Annotated in this window: 22 protein-coding genes and 1 tRNA gene; 10 read left to right on the top strand and 13 right to left on the bottom strand. The window is 60.5% G+C overall.

What is annotated here, in order from left to right; translation table 11 throughout:
• Positions 1-2: 2 nt before the first annotated feature.
• The 4 genes from sufC to GO014_RS03240 form a co-directional block, all read right to left on the bottom strand.
• Positions 3-764: a Fe-S cluster assembly ATPase SufC gene (sufC, locus tag GO014_RS03255; RefSeq protein ID WP_157289101.1), complete on the bottom strand. Its 762-nt coding sequence runs from the start codon at positions 762-764 to the stop codon at positions 3-5.
• A gap of 65 nt (positions 765-829) precedes the next feature.
• Positions 830-1297: a cupin domain-containing protein gene (locus tag GO014_RS03250; protein WP_157289100.1), complete on the bottom strand. Its 468-nt coding sequence runs from the start codon at positions 1295-1297 to the stop codon at positions 830-832.
• Positions 1297-2826, bottom strand: a complete 1530-nt coding sequence (gene sufB, locus GO014_RS03245; protein ID WP_157289099.1) for a Fe-S cluster assembly protein SufB — start codon at positions 2824-2826, stop codon at positions 1297-1299. The genes GO014_RS03250 and sufB overlap by 1 nt, the downstream gene beginning before the upstream one ends.
• A gap of 65 nt (positions 2827-2891) precedes the next feature.
• Positions 2892-4037, bottom strand: a complete 1146-nt coding sequence (locus GO014_RS03240; RefSeq protein ID WP_157289098.1) for a cysteine desulfurase family protein — start codon at positions 4035-4037, stop codon at positions 2892-2894.
• Between the two features lie 288 nt (positions 4038-4325).
• Between GO014_RS03240 and GO014_RS03235 the strand changes: the two genes are divergently transcribed.
• Together GO014_RS03235 and tyrS are read left to right on the top strand one after the other, a co-directional pair.
• Complete coding sequence (locus GO014_RS03235) at positions 4326-4988, top strand: alpha/beta hydrolase (protein ID WP_104894457.1); 663 nt, start codon at positions 4326-4328, stop codon at positions 4986-4988.
• Positions 4989-5117: 129 nt separating this feature from the next.
• On the top strand, positions 5118-6362 hold the full coding sequence (tyrS, locus tag GO014_RS03230; RefSeq protein ID WP_157289097.1) for a tyrosine--tRNA ligase: 1245 nt from the start codon (positions 5118-5120) through the stop codon (positions 6360-6362).
• Between the two features lie 64 nt (positions 6363-6426).
• Here tyrS and GO014_RS03225 read toward each other — a convergent pair whose 3' ends face one another.
• On the bottom strand, positions 6427-9948 hold the full coding sequence (locus GO014_RS03225; RefSeq protein WP_157289096.1) for a YhdP family protein: 3522 nt from the start codon (positions 9946-9948) through the stop codon (positions 6427-6429).
• A 110-nt stretch (positions 9949-10058) separates the two neighbouring features.
• Between GO014_RS03225 and GO014_RS03220 the strand changes: the two genes are divergently transcribed.
• Positions 10059-10544 (top strand): peroxiredoxin, encoded by a 486-nt coding sequence (locus tag GO014_RS03220; protein ID WP_157289095.1) that lies wholly within the window; start codon positions 10059-10061, stop codon positions 10542-10544.
• A gap of 117 nt (positions 10545-10661) precedes the next feature.
• Positions 10662-11750 carry a M23 family metallopeptidase gene (locus GO014_RS19480; RefSeq protein ID WP_210252405.1) on the top strand — a complete coding sequence of 363 codons (1089 nt, stop codon included), beginning with the start codon at positions 10662-10664 and terminating at the stop codon, positions 11748-11750.
• A gap of 48 nt (positions 11751-11798) precedes the next feature.
• Here GO014_RS19480 and prfB read toward each other — a convergent pair.
• Both prfB and GO014_RS03205 read right to left on the bottom strand, forming a co-directional pair.
• Positions 11799-12924, bottom strand: a protein-coding gene (prfB, locus tag GO014_RS03210) for a peptide chain release factor 2 (protein ID WP_157289094.1) whose coding sequence is annotated in 2 segments (ribosomal slippage) — positions 11799-12854 and positions 12856-12924 — 1125 coding nt in all. Because the reading frame shifts where the segments join, the coding sequence is not laid out codon by codon here.
• A 50-nt stretch (positions 12925-12974) separates the two neighbouring features.
• Positions 12975-13487 carry a peptide deformylase gene (locus GO014_RS03205; RefSeq protein ID WP_157289093.1) on the bottom strand — a complete coding sequence of 171 codons (513 nt, stop codon included), beginning with the start codon at positions 13485-13487 and terminating at the stop codon, positions 12975-12977.
• Between the two features lie 63 nt (positions 13488-13550).
• Here GO014_RS03205 and GO014_RS03200 point away from each other — a divergent pair.
• A tRNA-Arg gene (locus GO014_RS03200) sits at positions 13551-13627 on the top strand.
• Here GO014_RS03200 and GO014_RS03195 read toward each other — a convergent pair.
• The 3 genes from GO014_RS03195 to GO014_RS03190 are packed head-to-tail and all read right to left on the bottom strand — an operon-like array spanning position 13622 to position 15523.
• Positions 13622-14647, bottom strand: coding sequence for a carbohydrate kinase family protein (locus tag GO014_RS03195; protein WP_157289092.1), 1026 nt, complete (start codon positions 14645-14647; stop codon positions 13622-13624). The two genes, GO014_RS03200 and GO014_RS03195, sit on opposite strands and share 6 nt — an antisense overlap.
• A 41-nt stretch (positions 14648-14688) precedes the next feature.
• Positions 14689-14979 (bottom strand): SIP domain-containing protein, encoded by a 291-nt coding sequence (locus tag GO014_RS19595; RefSeq protein WP_425482050.1) that lies wholly within the window; start codon positions 14977-14979, stop codon positions 14689-14691.
• Positions 14879-15523: a siderophore-interacting protein gene (locus GO014_RS03190; protein WP_246204361.1), complete on the bottom strand. Its 645-nt coding sequence runs from the start codon at positions 15521-15523 to the stop codon at positions 14879-14881. The genes GO014_RS19595 and GO014_RS03190 overlap by 101 nt, the downstream gene beginning before the upstream one ends.
• Positions 15524-15778: 255 nt before the next feature.
• Here GO014_RS03190 and GO014_RS03185 point away from each other — a divergent pair, with 255 nt between their 5' ends.
• Both GO014_RS03185 and GO014_RS03180 read left to right on the top strand, forming a co-directional pair.
• The gene (locus GO014_RS03185; protein ID WP_157289091.1) at positions 15779-16261 is read left to right on the top strand and encodes a CAP domain-containing protein; all 483 of its coding nucleotides are present in this window, start codon (positions 15779-15781) and stop codon (positions 16259-16261) included.
• Positions 16251-16493 (top strand): sulfurtransferase TusA family protein, encoded by a 243-nt coding sequence (locus GO014_RS03180; RefSeq protein WP_116590289.1) that lies wholly within the window; start codon positions 16251-16253, stop codon positions 16491-16493. The genes GO014_RS03185 and GO014_RS03180 overlap by 11 nt, the downstream gene beginning before the upstream one ends.
• Here the strand turns inward: GO014_RS03180 and GO014_RS03175 are convergent.
• Complete coding sequence (locus GO014_RS03175; protein ID WP_157289090.1) at positions 16490-17647, bottom strand: D-alanyl-D-alanine carboxypeptidase family protein; 1158 nt, start codon at positions 17645-17647, stop codon at positions 16490-16492. The two genes, GO014_RS03180 and GO014_RS03175, sit on opposite strands and share 4 nt — an antisense overlap.
• A 161-nt stretch (positions 17648-17808) precedes the next feature.
• Here GO014_RS03175 and GO014_RS03170 point away from each other — a divergent pair, with 161 nt between their 5' ends.
• The gene (locus GO014_RS03170) at positions 17809-18399 is read left to right on the top strand and encodes a DJ-1/PfpI family protein (protein WP_157289089.1); all 591 of its coding nucleotides are present in this window, start codon (positions 17809-17811) and stop codon (positions 18397-18399) included.
• Between the two features lie 34 nt (positions 18400-18433).
• Here the strand turns inward: GO014_RS03170 and GO014_RS03165 are convergent, their stop codons facing one another.
• The gene (locus GO014_RS03165; protein ID WP_157289088.1) at positions 18434-18850 is read right to left on the bottom strand and encodes a DoxX family protein; all 417 of its coding nucleotides are present in this window, start codon (positions 18848-18850) and stop codon (positions 18434-18436) included.
• A 93-nt stretch (positions 18851-18943) separates the two neighbouring features.
• On the opposite strand from GO014_RS03165, the gene GO014_RS03160 reads away from it, so the two are divergent.
• A complete protein-coding gene (locus GO014_RS03160) occupies positions 18944-19360 on the top strand; it encodes a winged helix-turn-helix transcriptional regulator (RefSeq protein ID WP_116590286.1) in 417 nt (138 codons plus the stop codon).
• 8 nt (positions 19361-19368) lie between these two features.
• Here the strand turns inward: GO014_RS03160 and GO014_RS03155 are convergent, their stop codons facing one another.
• Positions 19369-20268 carry a division plane positioning ATPase MipZ gene (locus GO014_RS03155; RefSeq protein WP_157289087.1) on the bottom strand — a complete coding sequence of 300 codons (900 nt, stop codon included), beginning with the start codon at positions 20266-20268 and terminating at the stop codon, positions 19369-19371.
• A gap of 613 nt (positions 20269-20881) precedes the next feature.
• Here GO014_RS03155 and GO014_RS03150 point away from each other — a divergent pair.
• Positions 20882-21031, top strand: coding sequence for a DUF1127 domain-containing protein (locus GO014_RS03150; RefSeq protein WP_104894474.1), 150 nt, complete (start codon positions 20882-20884; stop codon positions 21029-21031).
• Positions 21032-21135 lie beyond the last annotated feature (104 nt).

Here is a 21135-nt window from a genome sequence, read left to right as displayed (position 1 = left end):
ATTTAGGCTGCCTCTCCGCCATAGCTGGCATAGCCCTTGGCCTCGAGCTTGAGGGCCAGTTCCTTGTCGCCGCTTTCCACGATCTTGCCGTCCGAGAAGACGTGCACGACGTCGGGCACGATGTGGTTGAGAAGGCGCTGATAGTGAGTGATGACCAGCATGGAGCGCTGACCGTCGCGCAGGGCGTTCACACCCTTGGAGACAACCTGCAGCGCGTCGATGTCGAGGCCGGAATCGGTCTCGTCGAGTACGGCCAGCGAGGGCTTCAGCAGTGCCATCTGCATGATCTCGGCGCGCTTCTTTTCGCCGCCGGAGAAGCCGACGTTGAGCGGGCGCTTGAGCATGTCGTTGTCAATGTTGAGCTGGCTGCCAGCCTCCTTGACCAGACGCATGAAGTCGGGCGTCTTGAGCTCCTCCTCGCCGCGCGCCTTGCGCTGAGCGTTGAGCGCGGCCTTGAGGAAGGTCATGGTCGCAACGCCGGGGATTTCAATCGGATACTGGAAGGCCAGGAACAGGCCGGCAACGGCGCGCTCATCGGGCTCCATCTCCAGGATGTTCGCGCCATTGAGCAGGATTTCGCCCTCGGTGACCTCATAGTCTTCCTTACCAGCGAGCACATAGCTCAGGGTCGACTTGCCCGAACCATTGCGGCCCATGATGGCATGGACTTCGCCAGGCGGGATGATGAGGTTCACACCCTTGAGGATTTCACGCTCGTCGATGCGGGCATGCAGGTTGCGGATTTCAAGAACGGGAGTGGTCATTTCTTCTACCTTCTTCAGTCTGGGCGGCGTCGCTGCCGGCTCTCAGGACTGGTCATCAATTTCGTTCAGGCCTTGGCGGGCGTGGGCAATTCGACACTCTCGTAGCCGCCCGGTTTCCGGTGATGGACGCGCAGAACACCATGCTCAGGCAGTTCGACCACATTGGTCTCTGTCTGATTGGCGACGCAGATATATTTCAGCATGCCCGTTCCGGTATTGGTGAGCTGGTGCGCCAGTTCGGCCCGGCCGGCAGGCGCGCCGAGCACGTCACCCACGGTCACCTTGTGGGACGTTTCGCCGAAACGATAGGTCCCCTCACCTTCCAGAATGACGATGATCTCGTCCTCCAGGTAGTGGACATGGAACGGGAAGGCGGATTCGCCCGGCTGTACCTCGAAATAGCTGGCGCCAAGCATGGTCAGTCCCATAGCCCGAGTGAAATTGGCTCCGTGTGCACCAATACCAGGACCCCGATCGTGTCGCTTGAGTGCCAGGCCGGACAGGGCGACGACAGGTTCGATACTCTTTTCCATCAGCCCACGCTGCCTTCAAGGCTGATCGCGATCAGCTTCTGGGTTTCGACCATGAATTCCATGGGCAGGTGCTGCAGCACATCGCGCACGAAGCCATTGACGATCAGGGCCACGGCATCCTCTTCGGAGAGGCCGCGCTGCATGCAGTAGAACATCTGGTCGTCAGAAATCTTGGACGTGGTCGCTTCGTGCTCGAAGACGGCCGTGCCATTGCGGCTCTCGATATAGGGCACGGTGTGCGCCCCGCACTTGTCACCGATCAGCAGTGAGTCGCACTGGGTGAAGTTGCGGGCATTCTTGGCCTTGGCATGGGCCGAGACCTGACCGCGATAGGTGTTGTCCGAGAAGCCGGCGGCAATGCCCTTGGAGATGATGCGGCTGGACGTGTTCTTGCCCAGGTGGATCATCTTGGTGCCGCTATCGACCTGCTGATAGCCGTTGGAAATGGCGATGGAATAGAACTCGCCGCGTGAACCGTCACCGCGCAGGATACAGCTCGGGTACTTCCAGGTGATGGCCGAGCCGGTTTCCACCTGGGTCCAGGAAATATGCGAGTTCTTGCCACGGCAGTCGCCACGCTTGGTGACGAAGTTGTAGATACCGCCCTTGCCGTTCTTGTCGCCCGGATACCAGTTCTGGACCGTCGAGTACTTGATCTCGGCATTGTCCAGGGCAACCAGTTCCACCACCGCGGCATGCAACTGGTGCTCGTCGCGCATCGGGGCGGTGCAGCCCTCAAGATAGGACACGTAGCTGTCGTCATCAGCGATGATCAGCGTGCGCTCGAACTGGCCGGTTTTCTTTTCGTTGATGCGGAAATAGGTCGACAACTCCATCGGGCAACGGACGCCCTTCGGGATGTAGACGAAGGACCCATCGGTGAAGACGGCGCAGTTGAGCGTGGCGTAGTAATTGTCCGAGACCGGCACCACCGAGCCCAGATACTGCTTGACCAGATCGGGATACTCACGAATGGCGTCGGAGATCGAGCAGAAGATGATGCCCTGCTTGGCCAGTTCCTCGCGGAAGGTAGTGACCACGGAAACCGAGTCAAAGACCGCATCAACCGCGACATTACCGGAGAACGGCGTACCGGTCGGTTCGCCCGCGCCTTCGACGCCCGCCAGAATGGCCTGTTCCTTCAGTGGAATGCCGAGCTTCTCGTAAGTGCGCAGCAGTTCGGGATCGACTTCGTCCAGGCTCTTGGGGCCACTGAAGGACTTCGGCGCCGAATAATAGCTGATCGCCTGGAAATCGATCTTGGGATAATGAACCTTGGCCCAGTTGGGCTCTTCCATCGTCTGCCAGCGGCGGAACGCTTCTAGACGCCATTCCAGCATCCATTCGGGCTCGTCCTTCTTGGCCGAGATGAAGCGGATGGTGTCTTCCGTCAGGCCAGGGGGGGCGACGTCGGACTCGATCTCTGTTTCGAAGCCGTACTTGTATTTGTCGACGTCGAGCGCCAGCACCTGCTCGACCGTCTCCCGGTCGATTTCTTCCTTGAGGGTCGGAATGTTGTAGTCCGCCATGCGGCTTCTCCTTTATGTCCCTCGGCGGTTCAAGGCCGCCGCGAACGAATAGTCTGATGTGGCGGCTAGGCCGCTTTCCCTGCCCGCTTCTGGCGGGAAAGGAGCGTTTCAAATCCGGCAAGGAACGCCTCTGCGTCCGCCTTGGTCGAGTTCCAGCCGAAGCTGACGCGCAAGGCGCAATTGGCGATATCCCTGGGCACGCCCATGGCAGCAAGCACATGGCTGGCGCCGACCTTGCCCGATGAGCAGGCGGAGCCGGACGATACAGATAGTCCCATCAGGTCCAGTGCCATCATCGCGGTCGCATTGCCCACACCCGGCACGGCGAAATTGGTAACATTGCCGATACGGTTCACACCTTGGCCGAAAATGACCAGATCCGGCGCCAATTTCCTCAGATCGGCCTCGACATGCTGCACAAGGCCCGACAGTGTTTCGTCATCATAATCGTTCGCCGCTGCCGCCGCACCAAAGGCTGCGATCAGTGCCGCCGATTCGGTGCCCCCCCGGCGCCCCTGTTCCTGGCCACCGCCGGGAATGAGCCGCACCGTATCGGCATGTGATTTTACCAGCAGCGCGCCAATGCCGGCGGGCGCGCCGATCTTGTGGCCACTCACCGCCACCATGTCGGGAGCCGAGGTGGCAAATTCCAGTGGGCGTTTACCAAAGGCCTGCACCGCATCGATGAAAAGCGTGTGACGCGTCGGGCCGACAAGCGCGTTGATCCGCTCAATGGGCTGGATGACGCCGGTTTCGTTGTTGACCCAGTGCAGGGCGACCAGAAGGGTTTCACTCTGTTCGTCTGCCTTTTGCAAAGTGGTCGCCAGTTGATCGAGATCAATGCGGCCTTCGCTATCCAGTGGAACGGTCCAGACAGGCAGGCCCGTGGCTTCTGCTGCCCTGCCAACAGCTGCGTGCTCCCCCGCACTCAGAGCTACGGCGCCTGCCGAGAATGCCCTGGCACCGCCCAGGATGGCCTGGGTGATAGCTTCGGTAGCGGAACCGGTGAATACGACCTGCTTGGGTTCGGCGCCCGCCAGTTCGGCCACTTGGCGCCGCCCTGTTTCAACCAGATTGCGCAGCGCGCGGCCATGGGCGTGAACGGACGAGGGATTGCCCACCAGGTCGAGCGCAGCAAGCATGGCTTCCCGCGCTTCGGGGCGAAGCGGAGATGATGCATTGTGATCGAGATAAATGGCCGCTCTCGTCATTGCGCTTTCCGGACGCATGTGCGTCCCATATAGCTTCCATGCCTGCAGCGGGACGCTTCTTGCGTCCACGCAATCAAACACTTCTTGAAATTTTACGCCCAACTTCATTACAAGGGGCGCTCCATTGGGCCGTTTCGCGGCTCAAAACCAAGTTTCGAATAATTCTAAACTGGTGTTTCGGACCCATGTTTTAGGGAGCAGTCCGCGCTTAGTCAAGCCGCGAACCGCTTTCCGCCAGAGGGTCCGGAGGGCCAAACGGACAGAGCCAGAAAAGGCCGGAACAAACTTATGCCAGAAGTGATCTTCAACGGCCCGGAAGGGCGCCTGGAAGGCCGGTACCAGCCGGGTAAGGAACCGAACGCGCCCGTGGCGATCGTGTTGCATCCTCACCCGCAATTCGGCGGGACGATGAACAACCAGATCGTCTACAATCTCTTCTATATGTTTGCCGAGCGTGGCTTTTCGGTTCTGCGCTTCAATTCACGCGGCGTCGGCCGATCGCAGGGCGTGTTCGATCATGGCATCGGCGAGCTCTCGGATGCGGCTGCGGCGCTGGACTGGCTGCAGATCATCAATCGGGAATCGCGCGGCTGCTGGATCGCCGGATTCTCCTTCGGTGCCTGGATCGGCATGCAGCTCTTGATGCGCCGTCCGGAGGTGGAAGGCTTTATCTCCGTATCGCCGCCGGAGAATCTCTACGACTTCTCATTTCTCGCCCCCTGCCCGTCCTCGGGCCTGATCATCCATGGCGACAAGGACCGCGTAGCCCCGCCCACTTCGGTGCAGAAGCTGGTGGACAAGCTCAAGACGCAGAAGGGTATCACCATTGAGCAGCAGATCGTGGAAGGGGCGAACCATTTCTACGAAGGCAAGGTCGACGAGCTGACCACGCGTTGCGCCGAATATCTCGACCGTCGCCGTCAGGAGATCGCGGACGGTGGCGGGCGCTAACGAGAGCGCAATTGAGACGGTCATTCGGAGGAACCTCATCCTGAGCAGGTCGAAGGATGAGGTTCCGGATGTACCGACCTCGTGGTTCGACAGCTCACCATGAGGTCTCACAAGGCTTCAGTGAATCAAATGACCCAGTTTAAATCAGACTTCCTGCGCACCCTCTCCGAGCGCGGCTTTATTCACCAGACATCCGACGATCAGGGTCTGGACAATCTGTTCGCCACCGAAACCGTCACCGCCTATATTGGTTTCGATCCCACAGCCGCATCGCTGCATGTGGGGAGCCTGATCCAGATCATGATGTTGCACTGGCTGGAAAAGACCGGCCACCGTGCCGTTGCCCTGATGGGTGGCGGCACCGGCATGGTCGGTGACCCGTCTTTCAAGGACGAAGCGCGCAAGCTGATGACGCCTGAGATGATCCAGGCCAATATCGACAGCATCAAGCGGGTGTTCTCCAACTACCTGACCTTTGGCGATGGACCAAAGGACAGCGTGATGCTGAACAATGCCGAATGGCTGATGCCGCTCAACTACCTCGAATTCCTCCGCGATGTTGGGCAGCATTTCTCGGTCAACCGCATGCTCAGCTTTGACTCGGTCAAGCAGCGGCTGGATCGCGAACAGTCGCTGAGCTTTCTTGAGTTCAACTACATGATCCTGCAGGCCTATGACTTTGTGGAGCTTAACAAGCGCTATGACGTCAAGCTGCAAATGGGCGGTTCGGACCAATGGGGCAATATTGTCAATGGCATCGATCTCGGGCATCGCCTAGGGACGCCGCAGCTTTATGCGCTGACCTCGCCGCTGCTGACCACGGCTTCGGGCGCCAAGATGGGCAAGTCGCTCAATGGCGCCATCTGGCTCAACGAAGACATGCTCTCGGCCTATGATTTCTGGCAATACTGGCGCAATACCGAGGACGCGGATGTGGAGCGGTTCCTGAAGCTCTATACAACGCTGCCACTCGATGAGATCGCCCGGGTCGTGGCCGGCGACATCAACGAGGCCAAAAAGCGGCTGGCCACTGAGGTGACCGCGATGCTGCGGGGTCGAGAGGCTGCTGAGGGCGCTGCGGAAACGGCGCGCGCGACGTTCGAAACTGGCAAGCTTGATCTGTCCCTGCCGACTGCCGAAGTCAATCATGCCGAGCTCAATGCCGGCATCGGCGTGCTCAATGCGCTGGTCAAAGTGGGCCTGGCCACCTCGAATGGCGAGGCGCGGCGGCATATCTCTTCGGGCGCCGTAAGGGTCAATGATGCCGTCATAGACGATGACAAGCTCGTTCTGGCGGACAATGCCTTGCTGGCCGAGGGGGTTATCAAGCTTTCCATCGGCAAGAAGCGGCATGCGCTGCTCAAGCCGGTCTAGAGCGTTACCAACGCGTCCCAAAACTGCGATATCTGTTCGAAAGGCACCCTGGCGGGTGCCTTTCTTATTGAGCGCCCTCGGGGGGCAGCTCGCGGGCGCGGAATTCGAACATTTCGCGGAAGATCCCGGGGGCCAGGATCGAGAGCGGATTGACGAGGAATTGCGGATCCTCAAGCGGCCCGCGCACCGCGAAGGTGACGCCAACAAGCCCCTCGCCATCGCGGCCGCCAAGAAGTGGCCCCAGGATGGGCAATTGCTGGAAGATATTGTTGAGTCCAAAGAGCGGCACATAGGTGCCACTGAGATCGTATTGGCGCTGATCGGTATAGATGAAGCCGCGCATGGTGCCGCCAACGGTATCGCCAGCCAGTACCGCATCGGTCACCTCGACCCGATCACTCTTGCGGATGAAGTCCACTTCCCCGGCCCGGAAATCCAGCCGGTTTCTGGCCGCAATAGCTGCCCGGGAGTCGGAGTGATTACCGAGGATCTGGACGACGTTGTTCTCGTCGACGATGGCGAAATTGCGCATGACCAATCGCCCGACCTCCTGGTCGAGCCGGCGGTTGGTGGTCATTACCAGGCTGCCTGATCCGCCGGCAAGTTGGGAGTAGATGCCGAGCAGGCGCAGCACGGTACCCGCATCGTTGAAAGCCATTGAGAGCGTGCGCCCATTGGGGGCCGGATTGGTGGTGATCGAGACTGCGTTGCCCTCGTCGAACTGGGCCGTGAGATTGACCCGTGAAAGGTTTTCGCCGCGCAGCGACAGATCGAGGTCCAGGTTAAAGGCGGTGGTCGCATAGTAGCCAATGGCGCGATCAAGTTGGACATCAAGGACTATGGACTGGTCAAATTGTGTGGACTGCACGCCGCCGCTGCCCTGCCCCAGGCTGAAGAAGCGGCTCAACACAGGCTTGAGGTCGAGCTGGCTCCCTCGAATGCGGACGACGAACCCACCGTCCACCGGCGTCAGGTCCACGGTGGCGCTATCACCTTCGCTCAGCGCGAAATTGGTGAAGTTGGCGGCCACGAGACCTTCTGTGGCGTGGTAGTCGAGCAAGCCGGTGAGGCGGACGCTGCCGAAGGTGAGTGCGATATCTTCGAGATGGGTCACTTCGCCATCGGGACGGATGATCGCCGTGAGCAGGCCCGGCGTCCCAACCGCCTTGGAGATCCCAAGATCGCGTATGGTGAGACTGGCCTCGGCCAGATCCACTGACATATGCAGCGCACCTCCCTCCAGCTGCTGCGCCACGAAACGGACCCGCCCGCCTAGAAATTCGGACGCGTCGAACCCGAAATCGGCCAGGTCGGCCACGTCGATGGTCGATCCCAACCGGACCACAGGATCGGTTTCCGGGGTTCCTTCAATCGAGATTTCAGCGGCCATGCCGTCGATCTCGGCAGTGCCGCCGAGCTGATAACTGTCCTGTGAAGCGGAAAAGGACAGTTGGCCATCTCCGATCAGCCGCCCCTCGATGGGCTGCGTACTGGCAAAATCAGCCACGGTCCCGTTGACCACATAGTCGATATCCATTTCGCGGCCGGTCCGTTCGTCACCCAGGGCAATGGTGGCCACCAGCCCGAGATCGACGGCGCCATTTATGCTGGCCAGATCAACCGGCAGCGCCGCCCCGCTGAGGGCATCTGGCTGCTGTTGCTCGATCAGGGCCAGCAGGGCAGGAATAGGCGCCATGAGGTCGCCGGAAATTTCAACAATGCTTTCACCGGGCACGGAATTATCCATGACCAGGGCCGGATTGGAGACGTCAATCGTGCCCGCCTCGGTTTCCAGGGTACCGCCGCCACCCGCGATCGACATATTGGCGTCGTCCAGGCGCAGGCGCGTTTCGCCGGAGATCAGGATCGGCGGCATTTCCGGTGTCGGCTTGATGGCAACGCCTTCGCCAACAATATCGATCTGCATGCTGTCAGGCGGAATTGGCACGTCTTCGTCGCCTATTGCCAAGGTTCCGACGGGAAAATTGAATCGCAAGCGGGCGTCCTTGACCCGGCCCTCGGTGACATTGGCAACGAACCAGTCCCGGCTCTCGCCCGACATGACATAAGGCCAGAGGCGCTTGAAATCGTCCGCTGTCACCCCCTGCCCGGCTATCGTCATGTCGAGACCCATGCCGGCCTGCACCATGTCGATCCGCCCCGCCGTTTCGACGGTGGCGCCGGGTTTGGTCGCAGTCAGGCGGTCGATACCGAGCGCGCCATAAAGGGGGGCGGACCAGCCGGAGAACTCGACAAGGTCGAAGGGGGTTTCGGGCGCATCCATATCATCGGGGTGAATCATGACATCGCGCGCGGTCAGCGACATACCGATGGTCGGCCCATAGGCCCGATCGAGGCCCAGGGCGAATACGCCGGAAACACGCGCAGACGAACGCCCTATCCGCAATGCTCCCTCGGCGAGACGGAATTGGCCGAGCTCCGGATTCCAGGTGACATCAAGTATCGAGCTCGCCACGGGGAAATAGTCATCAGCAAGACGCAGATCGAGGCCGGTCAAATCAAGCTTGAAGCCCCCCCCCACGAGCTTCCCCTCGTCGGCGGTGAAGGTCACGTCGATCGAGATCGAGCCCGCGCCGCGCATTGCGGCCACGCTGTCGCGATCGTCGATGAAGGGCACAAAGGCGGAAAAATCGAGATTGGTCAGATCGGCCTGGAGACGCCTGACACCATCCGGGTCGACCGAACGATCAATTGTGCCCACAACAGTCTGGCCGCCGATACGCGCGCTGAACTCGCCGGTCACCCGCTCTTCACCAGGCACGGGTCCAATTTCGAGCGATACCGCCTCGAACTGCCGGAACAGGCCGTAAATGGGGTCTGCCATATCGATCAGCCCGTCGCGGACGACGAGCCGGGAGAAACGCCCCTGTGTGGTCTGCTCGACGAGGTCAGCGATGGCCAGTTCACTGGCCTCCAGATTGTAGATCAGCCAGTCATTGTCCGAACGCATGGGCGGTGCAACGCCCTTATCGAAAGAAATGCCTTCCGACGAGATCGCAACGGCCGGAAAGCTATCGTCGCCTTCGAGAACCCGTACAATTGGCGGCCCACCCTCGGGATTCTCCTCAACCTCAAGCGTTCCTGGGCGCGGGCCATAGAGGTCCTGGACGATCTGCACATGCGGACCGACAATGGTGATGGTGGTACCCGGCTGACCGAACAGGGCGCGGGCCGGAGAAAAGCCCACTTCCAGGGCCTCCATCTGTACGCGGGCGCCGGACTTGCTGTCGGTATAGGAGACGGGCGCGAACTGGATGACTGGCCAGACACCGCCTTCGAGCGCGAGCGCCATGTCACCCATCTGCAAATCGGCCGACTCGGCCACGAAATTCTGCACGAAACTGCGGATAGCCTGGCCGGTAAAGGGAACGCGGATCGGCGTAATCAGCATAATCGCGTAGAGGATGAGCAGGATCAGGCTGGGCACACCCAGAACCCAGACCGCAATTCGACGCGCGCGGCGAAATCCGGCCGAGCGAGCCTGCCTGTCTGATGGCGGCGCCTGAGACGGATCTGGTTCTGCTAGTTGGTTCACTGCCACCACGTCAAAGATCGGCTGGGTCAACCCCTCCCACCGGAAACAGAATCATCCACCTCAAGCGGTGCATTGATTGATGATACCGGCTGGAATGTGGCGCTGACACCCTCTATTCAAGCAGCAGCACAGGATAGGCCATGACACATCTTAAAGCCGGCGACCCAGCACCCGACTTTGTCCTGCACCGTGATGACGGCTCAATCATCGCGAAGGCAGAGCTGATTGGAAATCCTGTGGTTATGTTCTTCTACCCCGAGGACGACTCGGGCGGATGCACCGACGAAAACCAGCAATTCTCAGCGCTCTCAGATGCGTTCAGCGTTCGCAACACATTTCTGGTTGGGGTGTCGCCCAACACGCAGGAAAGCCACCTGAAATTCCGTGCCAAGTACGATCTCAAGGTTCCGCTTGCGTTCGATCCCGACCTGTTGATGATTGAGTCTTTCGGCCTGTGGCAGCTCAAAAAGCTCTATGGCCGTGAGTTCATGGGGCTGGTGCGGACCAGCTTCATCATTGATGCAGAGGGGAAGATCGCCCGCATCATCCGTGCGACCCGCATCAAGGGGCATGCTGCCAAGGTGCTGGCAGCGCTAGATGAGGTCCTTGCTTCGGACCGCAACTAGCAGCGCTTTCGCCTTTCTTAACCAAACGCCAGCATAGTTTACTAACCATGTTTGGCGCGTTTGGGGGTTGTAGCGTTGGGTCACTCTGCCAGTTCTGAAGGCGGGAACAGCCGGCCAGTGCGGCGTGGCGTCCACCCCGCGCTGTTCTACAGTATGTTTGTACTGCTGCTCGGCGGCAATGCGCTGCAGGGCACCGCTCTGCTGATGGCGCCAGACATTGCCCGGCTGCTCAGCGGACAAAACGAGATGGTCGTCACGGCCTATGAAGACAGGCTGGCGCAGATGCGGGTCGAAATTGATCGCCTGCAATCGCGCAATTATGCCCAGGCGGGCGATATCAATCTGCAGCTCCAGGAACTATCGGTGCAGCAGGAGGCTTTGCTGGAACAACACCAGCTTGTCCGGGCACTGGTGACCAAAGCCGACGAGCTCGGCCTGGCGGCCCTGGGGGGTGTTGATGAACAGATTCCCCACACGCCGACGACAGCCAATGGCAATCCGGATGTTGCGGCCACCTCGGCGGCTGTGGTCCAGATGATGGACGAAACACAACAGGCGATGAATGGCATTGCCAGCGCCGCGACTGAGCGTACGGCAAGCATAATCGGCGAGTTGTCCAAGATCGGTATCGAAGTGGACCTTCCCCAGACCGCGCTGAGTGGCGTCGGTGGGCCCCTGTTGGCGGCCGAGGGCGGTGCGGACGTGGCTTCTCCGTCGCTCGATGACGCCAACGCGGTAATGGAGGCCCTGCTGCAATACAAGGCGGCGCGGGACAGTCTGGAACTGGCGCCCGTGCATATGCCCATCGTGGGGAACTTCCGCCAGAGTTCGGGCTATGGCAATCGGAAAGACCCCTTTACAGGGGGCCGCGCTTTTCACTCCGGGCTCGATTTTGCCGCGCCGACAGGAACGACCGTATTGAGTGCGGGCAAAGGCGTGGTCATCTTTGCCGGGCTACGGTCAGGCTATGGCAAGGTGGTGGAAGTAGCACATGGAAACGGGCTGGTGACGCGCTATGCCCATCTGAGCGCATTTCTCTCGCAAAAGGGTCAAAGGGTGCAAACGGGCACGCCAATCGCCAAAGTGGGCTCGACTGGTCGCTCGACCGGACCGCATCTGCATTTTGAGGTGCACCGTGCCGACAAGAGCGTCGACCCAAAGCCCTTTCTTGATACCGGCAAGCGCATTCTGGCGATGCTGAACTAGCAAATGAAGACCTCGGACGGTGTCCGGGTTCTTCATTTGCTGCCAGGGCTAGTCTTCGGCTGACACGTCTGTCGCCACGCCGACGCGCTGGGCGAGTGCGGCTTCCATGAATTCGTCCAGCCCACCGTCGAGCACGACCGAGGGCTGGCCGCTTTCGACGCCAGTGCGCAGGTCCTTGACCATCTGGTAGGGCTGCAGGACGTAGGAGCGGATCTGGTGGCCCCAGCCGATATCCGTCTTGCTGGCGGCCTGCGCGTTGGCCGCTTCTTCGCGCTTCTGCAGTTCCATCTCGTAGAGCCGGGCCTTGAGCATGTTCATGGCCGTGGCGCGGTTCTTGTGCTGGCTGCGTTCCTGCTGACACGCCACGATGATGCCAGTGGGCACGTGGGTGATGCGGATGGCCGAGTCGGTGGTGTTGACGTGCTGCCCACCGGCACCAGAGGCGCGGTAGGTATCGACCTTTAGATCGGCTTCGCGGATTTCGATGTCGATATTGTCGTCCACAACCGGGTAGACCCAGACGCTTGAGAAGCTGGTGTGACGGCGCGCGGCCGAGTCGTACGGGCTGATCCGCACGAGGCGATGCACGCCACTCTCGGTCTTCATCCAACCGTAGGCATTATGCCCCTTGATCATGATGGTGGCGGACTTAATGCCGGCCTCTTCACCATCGTGCATTTCGATGGTGTCGACCTTCATCTTCCGAGCCTCGGCCCAGCGGGTGTACATGCGCAGAAGCATGTTGGCCCAGTCCTGGCTCTCGGTGCCACCGGCGCCGGAGTGAATTTCGACGTAGCAATCATTGCTGTCGACTTCACCGGAGAGCAGGGTTTCGATCTGGGTGCGCCGCGCTGTCTGCATCAGTTCGAGCAGAGCGTTTTCGGCGTCGCGCACGATCTCCTCATCGCCCTCGGCTTCGCCCAGTTCGATCAGTTCGCAATTGTCCCGAATACCAGCTTCGAGCTCGCGCACCGTCCTGACGGCAACGTCCAGTTCGTCGCGCTCACGCATGGTGACGCGGGCCTTTTCAGGATCATTCCAGAATTCTGGAGATTCGGTTTGCGCGGTCAGCGCGTCGAGACGGAGTTGAGCTGTATCCCAGTCAAAGATGCCTCCTCAGCAGGGTCAGAACCTGCTCGATTTCGGCGACGGTCTTTTCGATTTCCGTGCGCATTTGTCTTCCTTTGTGTGTGGGGCACCGTTTAGCGAAACGGCACCCCCGGATCAACCCATGCGGCGCGTGAGCTTGGCATATCGCTTGATGGCCGCTTCGCGCTTGAGCCGTGACAGCCGATCTAGGAAAAAGATTCCATTCACCTGGTCGATCTCATGCTGGACAACGCGGGCGGGGAACCCGGTCAACTCCAACTCCACTATGGCGCCGGCTTCGTCTTCAAAGCCGATCCGGGCAAAGCTGGGTCGCGTGATCTCGACCTCGACACCGGGCATGGACACCGATCCTTCCTTGCCAGAGACCGGGTCGCCCCCGGTTTCGATGACGCGCGGATTGAACAGAACGCGATAATCGCGGCCGGGTGGTGGGACGATGCTAACAACTGCGACAGGGGCCAGCATGCCGATATGGACTGCCGCCAGCCCATAGGCCTGCGCTGCCTGCGCGGCGTCCAGCAGTTTCGTCCCGATTTGCATGAGCGCCGAGTCCACTGCGGCGGGCGCTGCGGCGGCGTGAAAGCGGTCATCGGGGAAGAGAATGAATGGCACTACATCATTACCCATGGCTGGCATTCATCTTCGCCATCTTGCAACTCCTGCCCCCTGCTGGTACGTCGATCCTCGGCTGGTCCCGTAGCTCAGCAGGATAGAGCACAGGATTCCTAATCCTGGGGTCACGCGTTCGAATCGCGTCGGGATCACCATTCCGCCCTCTCTATCTTTGTGACGATCTCGCGCCGAATAGCGTCTGCCAGGGTGAGTGGTCCGGCCATGCCAACCTTGTGGCGCGCCAGGGCAAAGCCCAGAGCCACCGCCCGTTGTGGGCGGGTCATGTCCTGACAATAGGACCAAAGAAATGCCCCACAAAACGTATCCCCTGCCCCGGTCGCATCCCTGACCTCTCTGTTCTGTAGCTCGGGGGCATAGGTGGCAGAGCCTTTCTCCGAATGCAGCGTCACACACTCATGCGTCCTTGCAACGAGCAGCCAGCCGGGCTGCAGACCAGCGCCAATTTCGGCCGGGCTTGCCTTTCCCAGGAGACGTGTGAACTCCTCGCTATTGAGGTGCAGTATGTTGGTCTGGGCCAAAAGGCGGGCGAACCCGTCTCCACCCGGCGCAATCCAGGCCATGCCGGGGTCGAGCGACACGATCAGCTCCGGATTGTCGATGCGGGCGCGTTGCAGGATCCGGGCGATCAATTCAGGCGATGCCGGATCGAGGTATGAGGTGACGTGGATGGCGTCGCAGCGGGCGATGGCAGCGGCCAAAGCCGCCTGCTCGCGTTCCAGCCAGTTTGCGATGGCGGCATTGGCGCCATGGGCGGTCAGAAGTGTGCGGCCGGCCTGTTCGACGATGGCAAGGCAGGTGGCTGGCGGGACCGCACTTGTTTCTACGCCCGACGCGTCGACCCCCCAGCCGTCGAGAGCCTCGAGATGCGGCCGGGATTGCCCCAGTGTGCCAGCAACACCGAAAAAGGCCAGATCAATCTCATGGTTGCCATTGAGCCGAGCCGCTACACGGGCGGCATTGAAGGCGGAGCCGCCGAGATAGTCGGCAGCGCCAAGACGCTGCAGCAGCTCGACCCCGCGCTGCGCCTCCTCGTCGGAAACGGGTGTTTCGACCAAGGGAGAACCATCAATGCGGAGGGCATCGAGGACCGTCGCGCAGTCCTGCTGCACGACGAGATCGCGATTCATGGCACCCAGAAAGCCCAGTCTTGTCATGCAGCGCTGGTATCGCCTGCGCGGCAAGTGGGCAAGCAGGATCAGAGCCCGAACTTTTCCAAGGTTGCGTCATATTCGTCGCGCAGGTCTTCCCGGTCCCAATCCGAGGCCCAGCCAGCCTCGATGGCGTGCTTGACCGCGTCGGGCAAGGCTTCCCACTTTGCCTCCCAGGCTTCGCCTTCTTGGGTCCAGTAGCCAACCAGTTGGTACCGCTCGGGCGGTAGCTTCAACTCATGGCGCACATATTTGCGAATGGCCCGGACGACGCGCTGTTCCCCGGCGACCCAGACATAGCCGCTGCCCGAAGGCAGGGGGCACGGCGCGCACGACATCTTCCATGCGGATGGGCGCGGCGCCATTGCCGCTCTTGTGCAGCCAGGTGATCGTGGCCTTGGGGTGATGCGGCAATTTTTGTTCGTGCTCGACCTCCGCCACTTCGACAAAGACCCGGGACTGTACCTGAGCCGGCGTTTGCTCGAGAATGCGGGCCAGTGTCGGCAAACCAGTGGCGTCTGCAACCAGCAATTGCCAGGTGACGTCCCTGGGCGGGGCATAGAGGCCACGCGGGCGGTTAACGGTAATCGTGTTACCGGGCTTTGCCTGCTGCGCCCATTCACTGGCGAGACCGCCCTTGTGCACCACGAAATCGATATCGACTTGCCCGTCATCCCGACGGTGACGGCGAACGGTGTATGTCGAACACCGGATCGCCTCTCGGCCTCCAACGGGGTAGGTCCAACGCCCTTCCTCATCGATATGGGGCAGATGCAAGTGGCCGGTATCCGGATCGGGGAAGAAAAGGCGCAGATATTCGTCCGCAATGCCGGTTTCCGGGAAGTCCGACAGTTCCAGCCCGCCAAATGTCACCCGGATCATGCCGGTTGTGAGATAGCGGGCGGCAAGGACCGTGGCGGCTGAGGGTGCGACAAGCGTCGTTCAGGATCGATCCGGCTCACAATGCTGCCCCTTTTGCGCTGTCTTCTCACTGCCATTGGTTAAGGCCAGCCCAGGTGTCCAATTCAGGATTTTCTAAGCGCCACTCCAGTTTCATCCACCCCCACGCCGTTAATGCGGGCGAAGGTGTTGACTGCTAGAAGCCAGGACGCCCGGATTTCTCCCGGAAGGAAAAACATGTCGAAGATCATCAGCAAGCTGGCAAAAAGCGCGGCGGCGGCGGGAACGGTTCTGGCGCTTGCCGCCTGCTCCTCATTTGGCGGCGCGACGGCACCGGCCGCGTTGGCCCCGGCGCTGTCCGCGCGTATGGACCAGCCCAATGCGCGGCTTGATTCACAGCAGGCCATCGGCCTGATCAATGCCTATCGTGCGACCCGCGGCGTGGCGCCACTGACTGCGGATTCAGGCCTGAATGCGACGGCACAGGCGCTGGCCAGTCAATATGCGCAGACCGGCGCTGCTCCGACCAAGCCGCAGGCATTGGTGCAGATGAAATTGAGCGCCGGCTATTCCAGCTTTGCCGAGACGTTCTCGGGTTGGCGCAACAACGCCGCCGACGCTGTTGGCCTGGCTGCCCCGGCGAGCAAGGCCGGCGTTGCCGTGGCCTATAATCCATCATCAAGCTACGGCGTCTATTGGGTGCTGGTCCTTGGCAACTGAGGTCAAAACGATTGACGCCAGGGGGCTGAAATGTCCCCTGCCCGTTCTTAAGCTCGAAAAGCGCCTGACCGACGCGACAAAGGGGACAACAATCGTGGTGCTGGCGAGTGATCCGATGGCGCGGATCGATATTCCGCTGCATTGCCGGCAGAACGGGCACGATTGCGCCGTGGCGACGGCCGAAGACCACATGGAGTTTACAGTGACCGTTGGGGCCGCCAGCCCGGCCTAGAGATCGGCGGGACGCGGACGCGGCAGGGCGATATCGAGGCCGCCGGCAGTCAGGCCGGGGCGCAGGACGTTCTCGATAGCAGCGCTTTCGACCGGCGCGGGCGTGCCGAAGATCGGCATGTGCGCCGGACGGGGCCGCGGCAGGGCAATGCCGGTGCGGATGCGGCCAAGATCGATGGCAGTGTATTCGACAACAGCGAGCTCTTCGGTCAAATAAGAGGGTTGGTCTTTCAGGCCCATCGGGAAGGCCGCTTCCTGGGCCGCCACATATTCCTTGGCGTCCTTGCCGCAGATCAGAGGTCGCATGTCGACAGGCGCGGCGCCGACGGCATTGGCAAGCGACAACACGCTCTGACCGGTCGGTTGCAATCGGCCGCCAAGGGCATTGAGAAACAGTTCGGCAGCTCGTTCATTGCGTTCGCGACCGGATGAGCCGCCCAGCACCACCGCCAGAAGCTGGCGCCCATTGCGATTGACCGTAGCGACGATATTGAGGCCGGACGCGCAGACATAGCCCGTTTTCATGCCGGTGGTCCCGGCAAAGCCTTCGAGAAGGCCGTTGTTGGATTCGTGGCGCGCCTTGCCCAGATTGACCACGCCAGTGCGGAACATGGGCATGTATTGCGGGAAACTCTGCTCGATATAGAGCGCGATAATGGCCATGTCGCGCGCCGAGGAGACCTGGCGCGGGTCATGCAGTCCGTGCGGATTGACAAAATTGGTAGCTGTCAGCCCCATGCGCCCGGCGGTCTCGTTCATCTTGGCGACGAAGTCTGACTCGCTGCCACCGACCGTTTCGGCGATGGCGACAGCAATGTCATTGGCCGATTTGACCACTAGAATGTAAAGCGCGTCCTTGAGGGATACGGTGCTGTCGATCTTGAGGCCGGATTTGCTCGGCGCCTGGTTATAGGCATTGCGCGAAATGGTCACCGGCGTATCAAGGGTTACCGTGCCCTTGGCCAGTTCCTCGAAGGTCACATAGGCCGTCATCAGCTTCGTCAGCGAGGCGGGATGCCAAGGCTGGCCGGCCTCTTCCGCATAGAGCACTTGTAAGGTCGCACGATCAACCAGCAGCATTGGATTGGCCCAGGCCTGGTTCAGGCCGGCAAAGGTCAGGACCAGGGCGAGCAGCAATCGACGGACAAGCAGCAAGGTGGAGCGACTCCATACGGCATTTCGGAAAGCGGGCCCCTCATACCAGCCGATCCAGGCAAGCTCAAGCGAGGCCCGGGCACCTGACAGCCATGTGAAGGTGCTGACACGGCCTGTCACACCACAGGTACACCGTTGCATCAACGAAATGGAGACAGATGATGACCACCTTGCTGACGATACTGACGCCCGGCTTCGCCGATTGGGAAACCGCATTGCTCAATGCCGGCGCACGAGAATATTACCGGCTCGACACCCGCTTTGCGACGCCCGGCGGCGAACCGGTCACGTCCGCAGGTGGACTAAGGCTGGCGCCCCAGCTTGCCATCGAAGAGATCAATCCCACCGACTACGACGCCCTGCTGGTCAATGGCGGTAGCATCTGGCAACAGCCGGACGGCCCCGACCTGACCAAATTGCTGCAATCTGCCCAGGCGGCGGGCGTGGTGATTGGCGGGATCTGCGACGGTGTCATTCCGCTGGCCCGTGCCGGACTGCTCGATGACAGGCGCCACACGGCGAATGGTCCCGAGAGCCTGCCACAGACTGGATATGGCGGGGGCGCGTTCTTTATCGGGTCCCCAAGGGCCATTCTTGATCGCGGCATCATCACCGCGCCGGGAACCGCACCCGTGAGTTTCATGGGGGCAGTTTTGGAAGCGCTGGGGCTGCGCACCGGAGACCTTGACTTCTATCTCGGCCTTTATGCTGCCGAGCACCACGCCGGAGCGCCATCGGTTGGACCGTCGTAAAGTCTCGGTGCCAATTGTCGGATTTGGCCGAGTGTTATGCGCTGCGAGCGGTGACTGGCGCCTTAAGCAAGCGCCCCCAAAGAACGAAAAGCGACAACGCCAGCAGGACAATGTTGACCGGCAGAACGCCGTATTCGCCACGCATTGTGTGCAGTCCAAATGCCAGAACCTGAATCACCGAAAAACCAACCGCTGCCAGGGGCGTCAGACCAGGCAGGGTACGGGTAGCAGCCGGCAGGATGATGCCGATGGCGCCCAGAATTTCAATGGTGCCGACAAATCTGGTCAGCAATTCGGGGTAGTCGCCGGCATAAGTGAGGCCCGACGCCACCAAGGCGTCGATGGGCTGGCTTACCTTCATGAACCCGGCCATCACATAGACGCCGGCCAGCAGGGCCTGGCCAACCCATAGCGCGATGTTCCAACCCTTCTTTGTATCTGATCCACTCATGGCATATCTCCTCCCGATTGCGTTGCACCCTGGTATAGACTAGTAACTGTGTCTATATTAGTGACTGGGTTACGCAGACAAGGAGGCACATAGATGTCACTTACCGATACTTCGCAGCACTCCAATTGCTCGGCCATGTCGGATGTGCTGAACCGCATTGGCGACAAGTGGAGCGTCCTGGTCGTCGGCATGTTGGGCCAGAACGAAATCCTGCGTTTCAACGAACTCAAGCGCCTGATCAATGGCGTTTCCCAACGCATGCTGACTCTGACGTTACGCAATCTGGAGCGTGACGGGTTGGTGACGCGCACCATCTATCCCGAGGTTCCGCCGCGGGTAGAATACAGTCTGACCGAACTGGGCAAGACCCTGCAGGTGCCGATCAGTGCCTTGTGGGACTGGTCAGCGGAAAACCATGGGGCCATTGTCGAGGCCCGGGCGATCTATGACGCCCGCGAGTCAACCGTGGCTGCGGACAATTCACGCAAGATTGCCTATGCGCGCGGCTAATCGCGGGTTCAGGAATCGTTGTGGGCCATATGGCTGAAGCGGTTCACGTCACGCGGCGGCCGTGCGAGAACTTCCCTGCGCGCCTCGGCACGCCGACTGGCCGGCAGGTTTAGCGCGTTGACCAGCGAACGATATTCCTGCCGCGCGCTCATATGCGACATGGATGGCACACCACCCAGCAGTTCATCGTCCAGGGGGTCGAACACGGTCATCCCCGTGGCGAAAAGTGAGCGGAAAATAACCCGCTCGGCAATACCATCGGCAACGCGGCAGCCAAGCCGCATGGCGATGCGCTCGAGCATGGTCTGCACTTGACGCATGTTTCTTGATGAGAGCATCGAGATGCGGTTGCGGACCAGAACCCAGTCGATATTACGACCATCAATGGCCAGGCGTTCGGACCGCGCGCGTTGCACCAGCCTTGCATAATGGCTCAATTCACGGGGCTCTCCAGTCACCGGGTCAACCTGGGCCATAACGCTGAGGTCGATCAGGCTGTCATTGACCGGTGTGATCAAGGTATCGGCGAGGGAATGGGCCAAACGCGCCAGATTGGTATCAAAGCCTGGGGTGTCGATAACGATGAAATCGGCCGTGCCCTCGACCTCGCCAATGGCCTGACGAAACAGGTCGAACTCGATACGATGGTTTTCGCGGGCCGAGTCACCGCGGGCCAGCGGAAGATGATAGTGCGTCGTGTGCGGCACGCTGAGGCCTTTGGCCCGCGCCCAGTCCCGTCGATTGCGCACATAGTGCGTCAGAGTCTGCTGGCGGCTGTCGACATCGATAGAGGCCACCTTGTGGCCCTGGTAGAGCAGGTACACGGCCAGATGGAAGGCGGTGGTCGACTTGCCCGAACCACCCTTCTCATTGCCCACAACAATGACATGCGCGCCTTGCCGCACCATCGAATCCTCAAATCAGTTGCCGGAGTGTGTTGATTTGGGGCCGATGACACAAGGGAAATCATGGTGGACGCATGGGGAATACCTCAATCCAACAGTCCCAGAATTGCGCATGGTCACCGCCCAGCACGGCTATTGCGTCATTTCTATGAACTTTCCATGCGCTTGACGCATGCAGGGGGTGTCCGCGCGACGCTAGCTGGGCCCGGACTAGACGTGCATCCTCCCCATGCATCGCGATCAACCAAAAGGGATTCGACCCATGTTTGTGCGAGCCGTCTGGCGCTTAAAGCGTCTGGTCGATGTCAAGCAAGCGTTGCGGGAAATGGACGTTCCTTCAACGCGAGACGCCGATCTGCTGGGGATTTCTGGCCCTGACTTCTCCAAAATGACGCGGTCCCTTTTCGACCGCTGACTTTCCGAACCACGCAAACCTATTTCAGGCGGCCGCCGGTTGACCATCCGGCGGCCTTCTTCTTGCCCGATCCATGAATGGCTACTTAACAGGCACTGCCCAAGCCTTGCACCAATTGCATAGCTAGTTTGACCATTCTCTATCTCCTCACTGGAGATAAGTGGACCTATATCTCTGTTCGTAAACAACAGGAGACATCCGATGGACATTCGTAAGACCTTCAAGAAATGGGCCGCCTACCAGCAGACCGTCCGTGAGCTTGCCGCTCTCGACAACCGCCAGCTCAATGACCTGGGCATCTCGCGCACCGACATCAGCCGCGTTGCTCGCAATCATGCCGACGCTCTATAACATCGACGGCTCAAACATCGTAAACCGAACGCTCGCCTCTCTTTGAGATGCGGGCGTTTTTGTTTTCGGAGCTCTCGTGCTCCGGACACGCGAAAACGCCGATT

Source organism: Devosia marina (assembly GCF_009758415.1).
Taxonomy (GTDB): Bacteria; Pseudomonadota; Alphaproteobacteria; order Rhizobiales; family Devosiaceae; genus Devosia; species Devosia marina.
The sequence above is the reverse complement of the archived record's forward strand: the minus strand, read 5'-3'. Positions and strand labels throughout refer to the sequence as shown.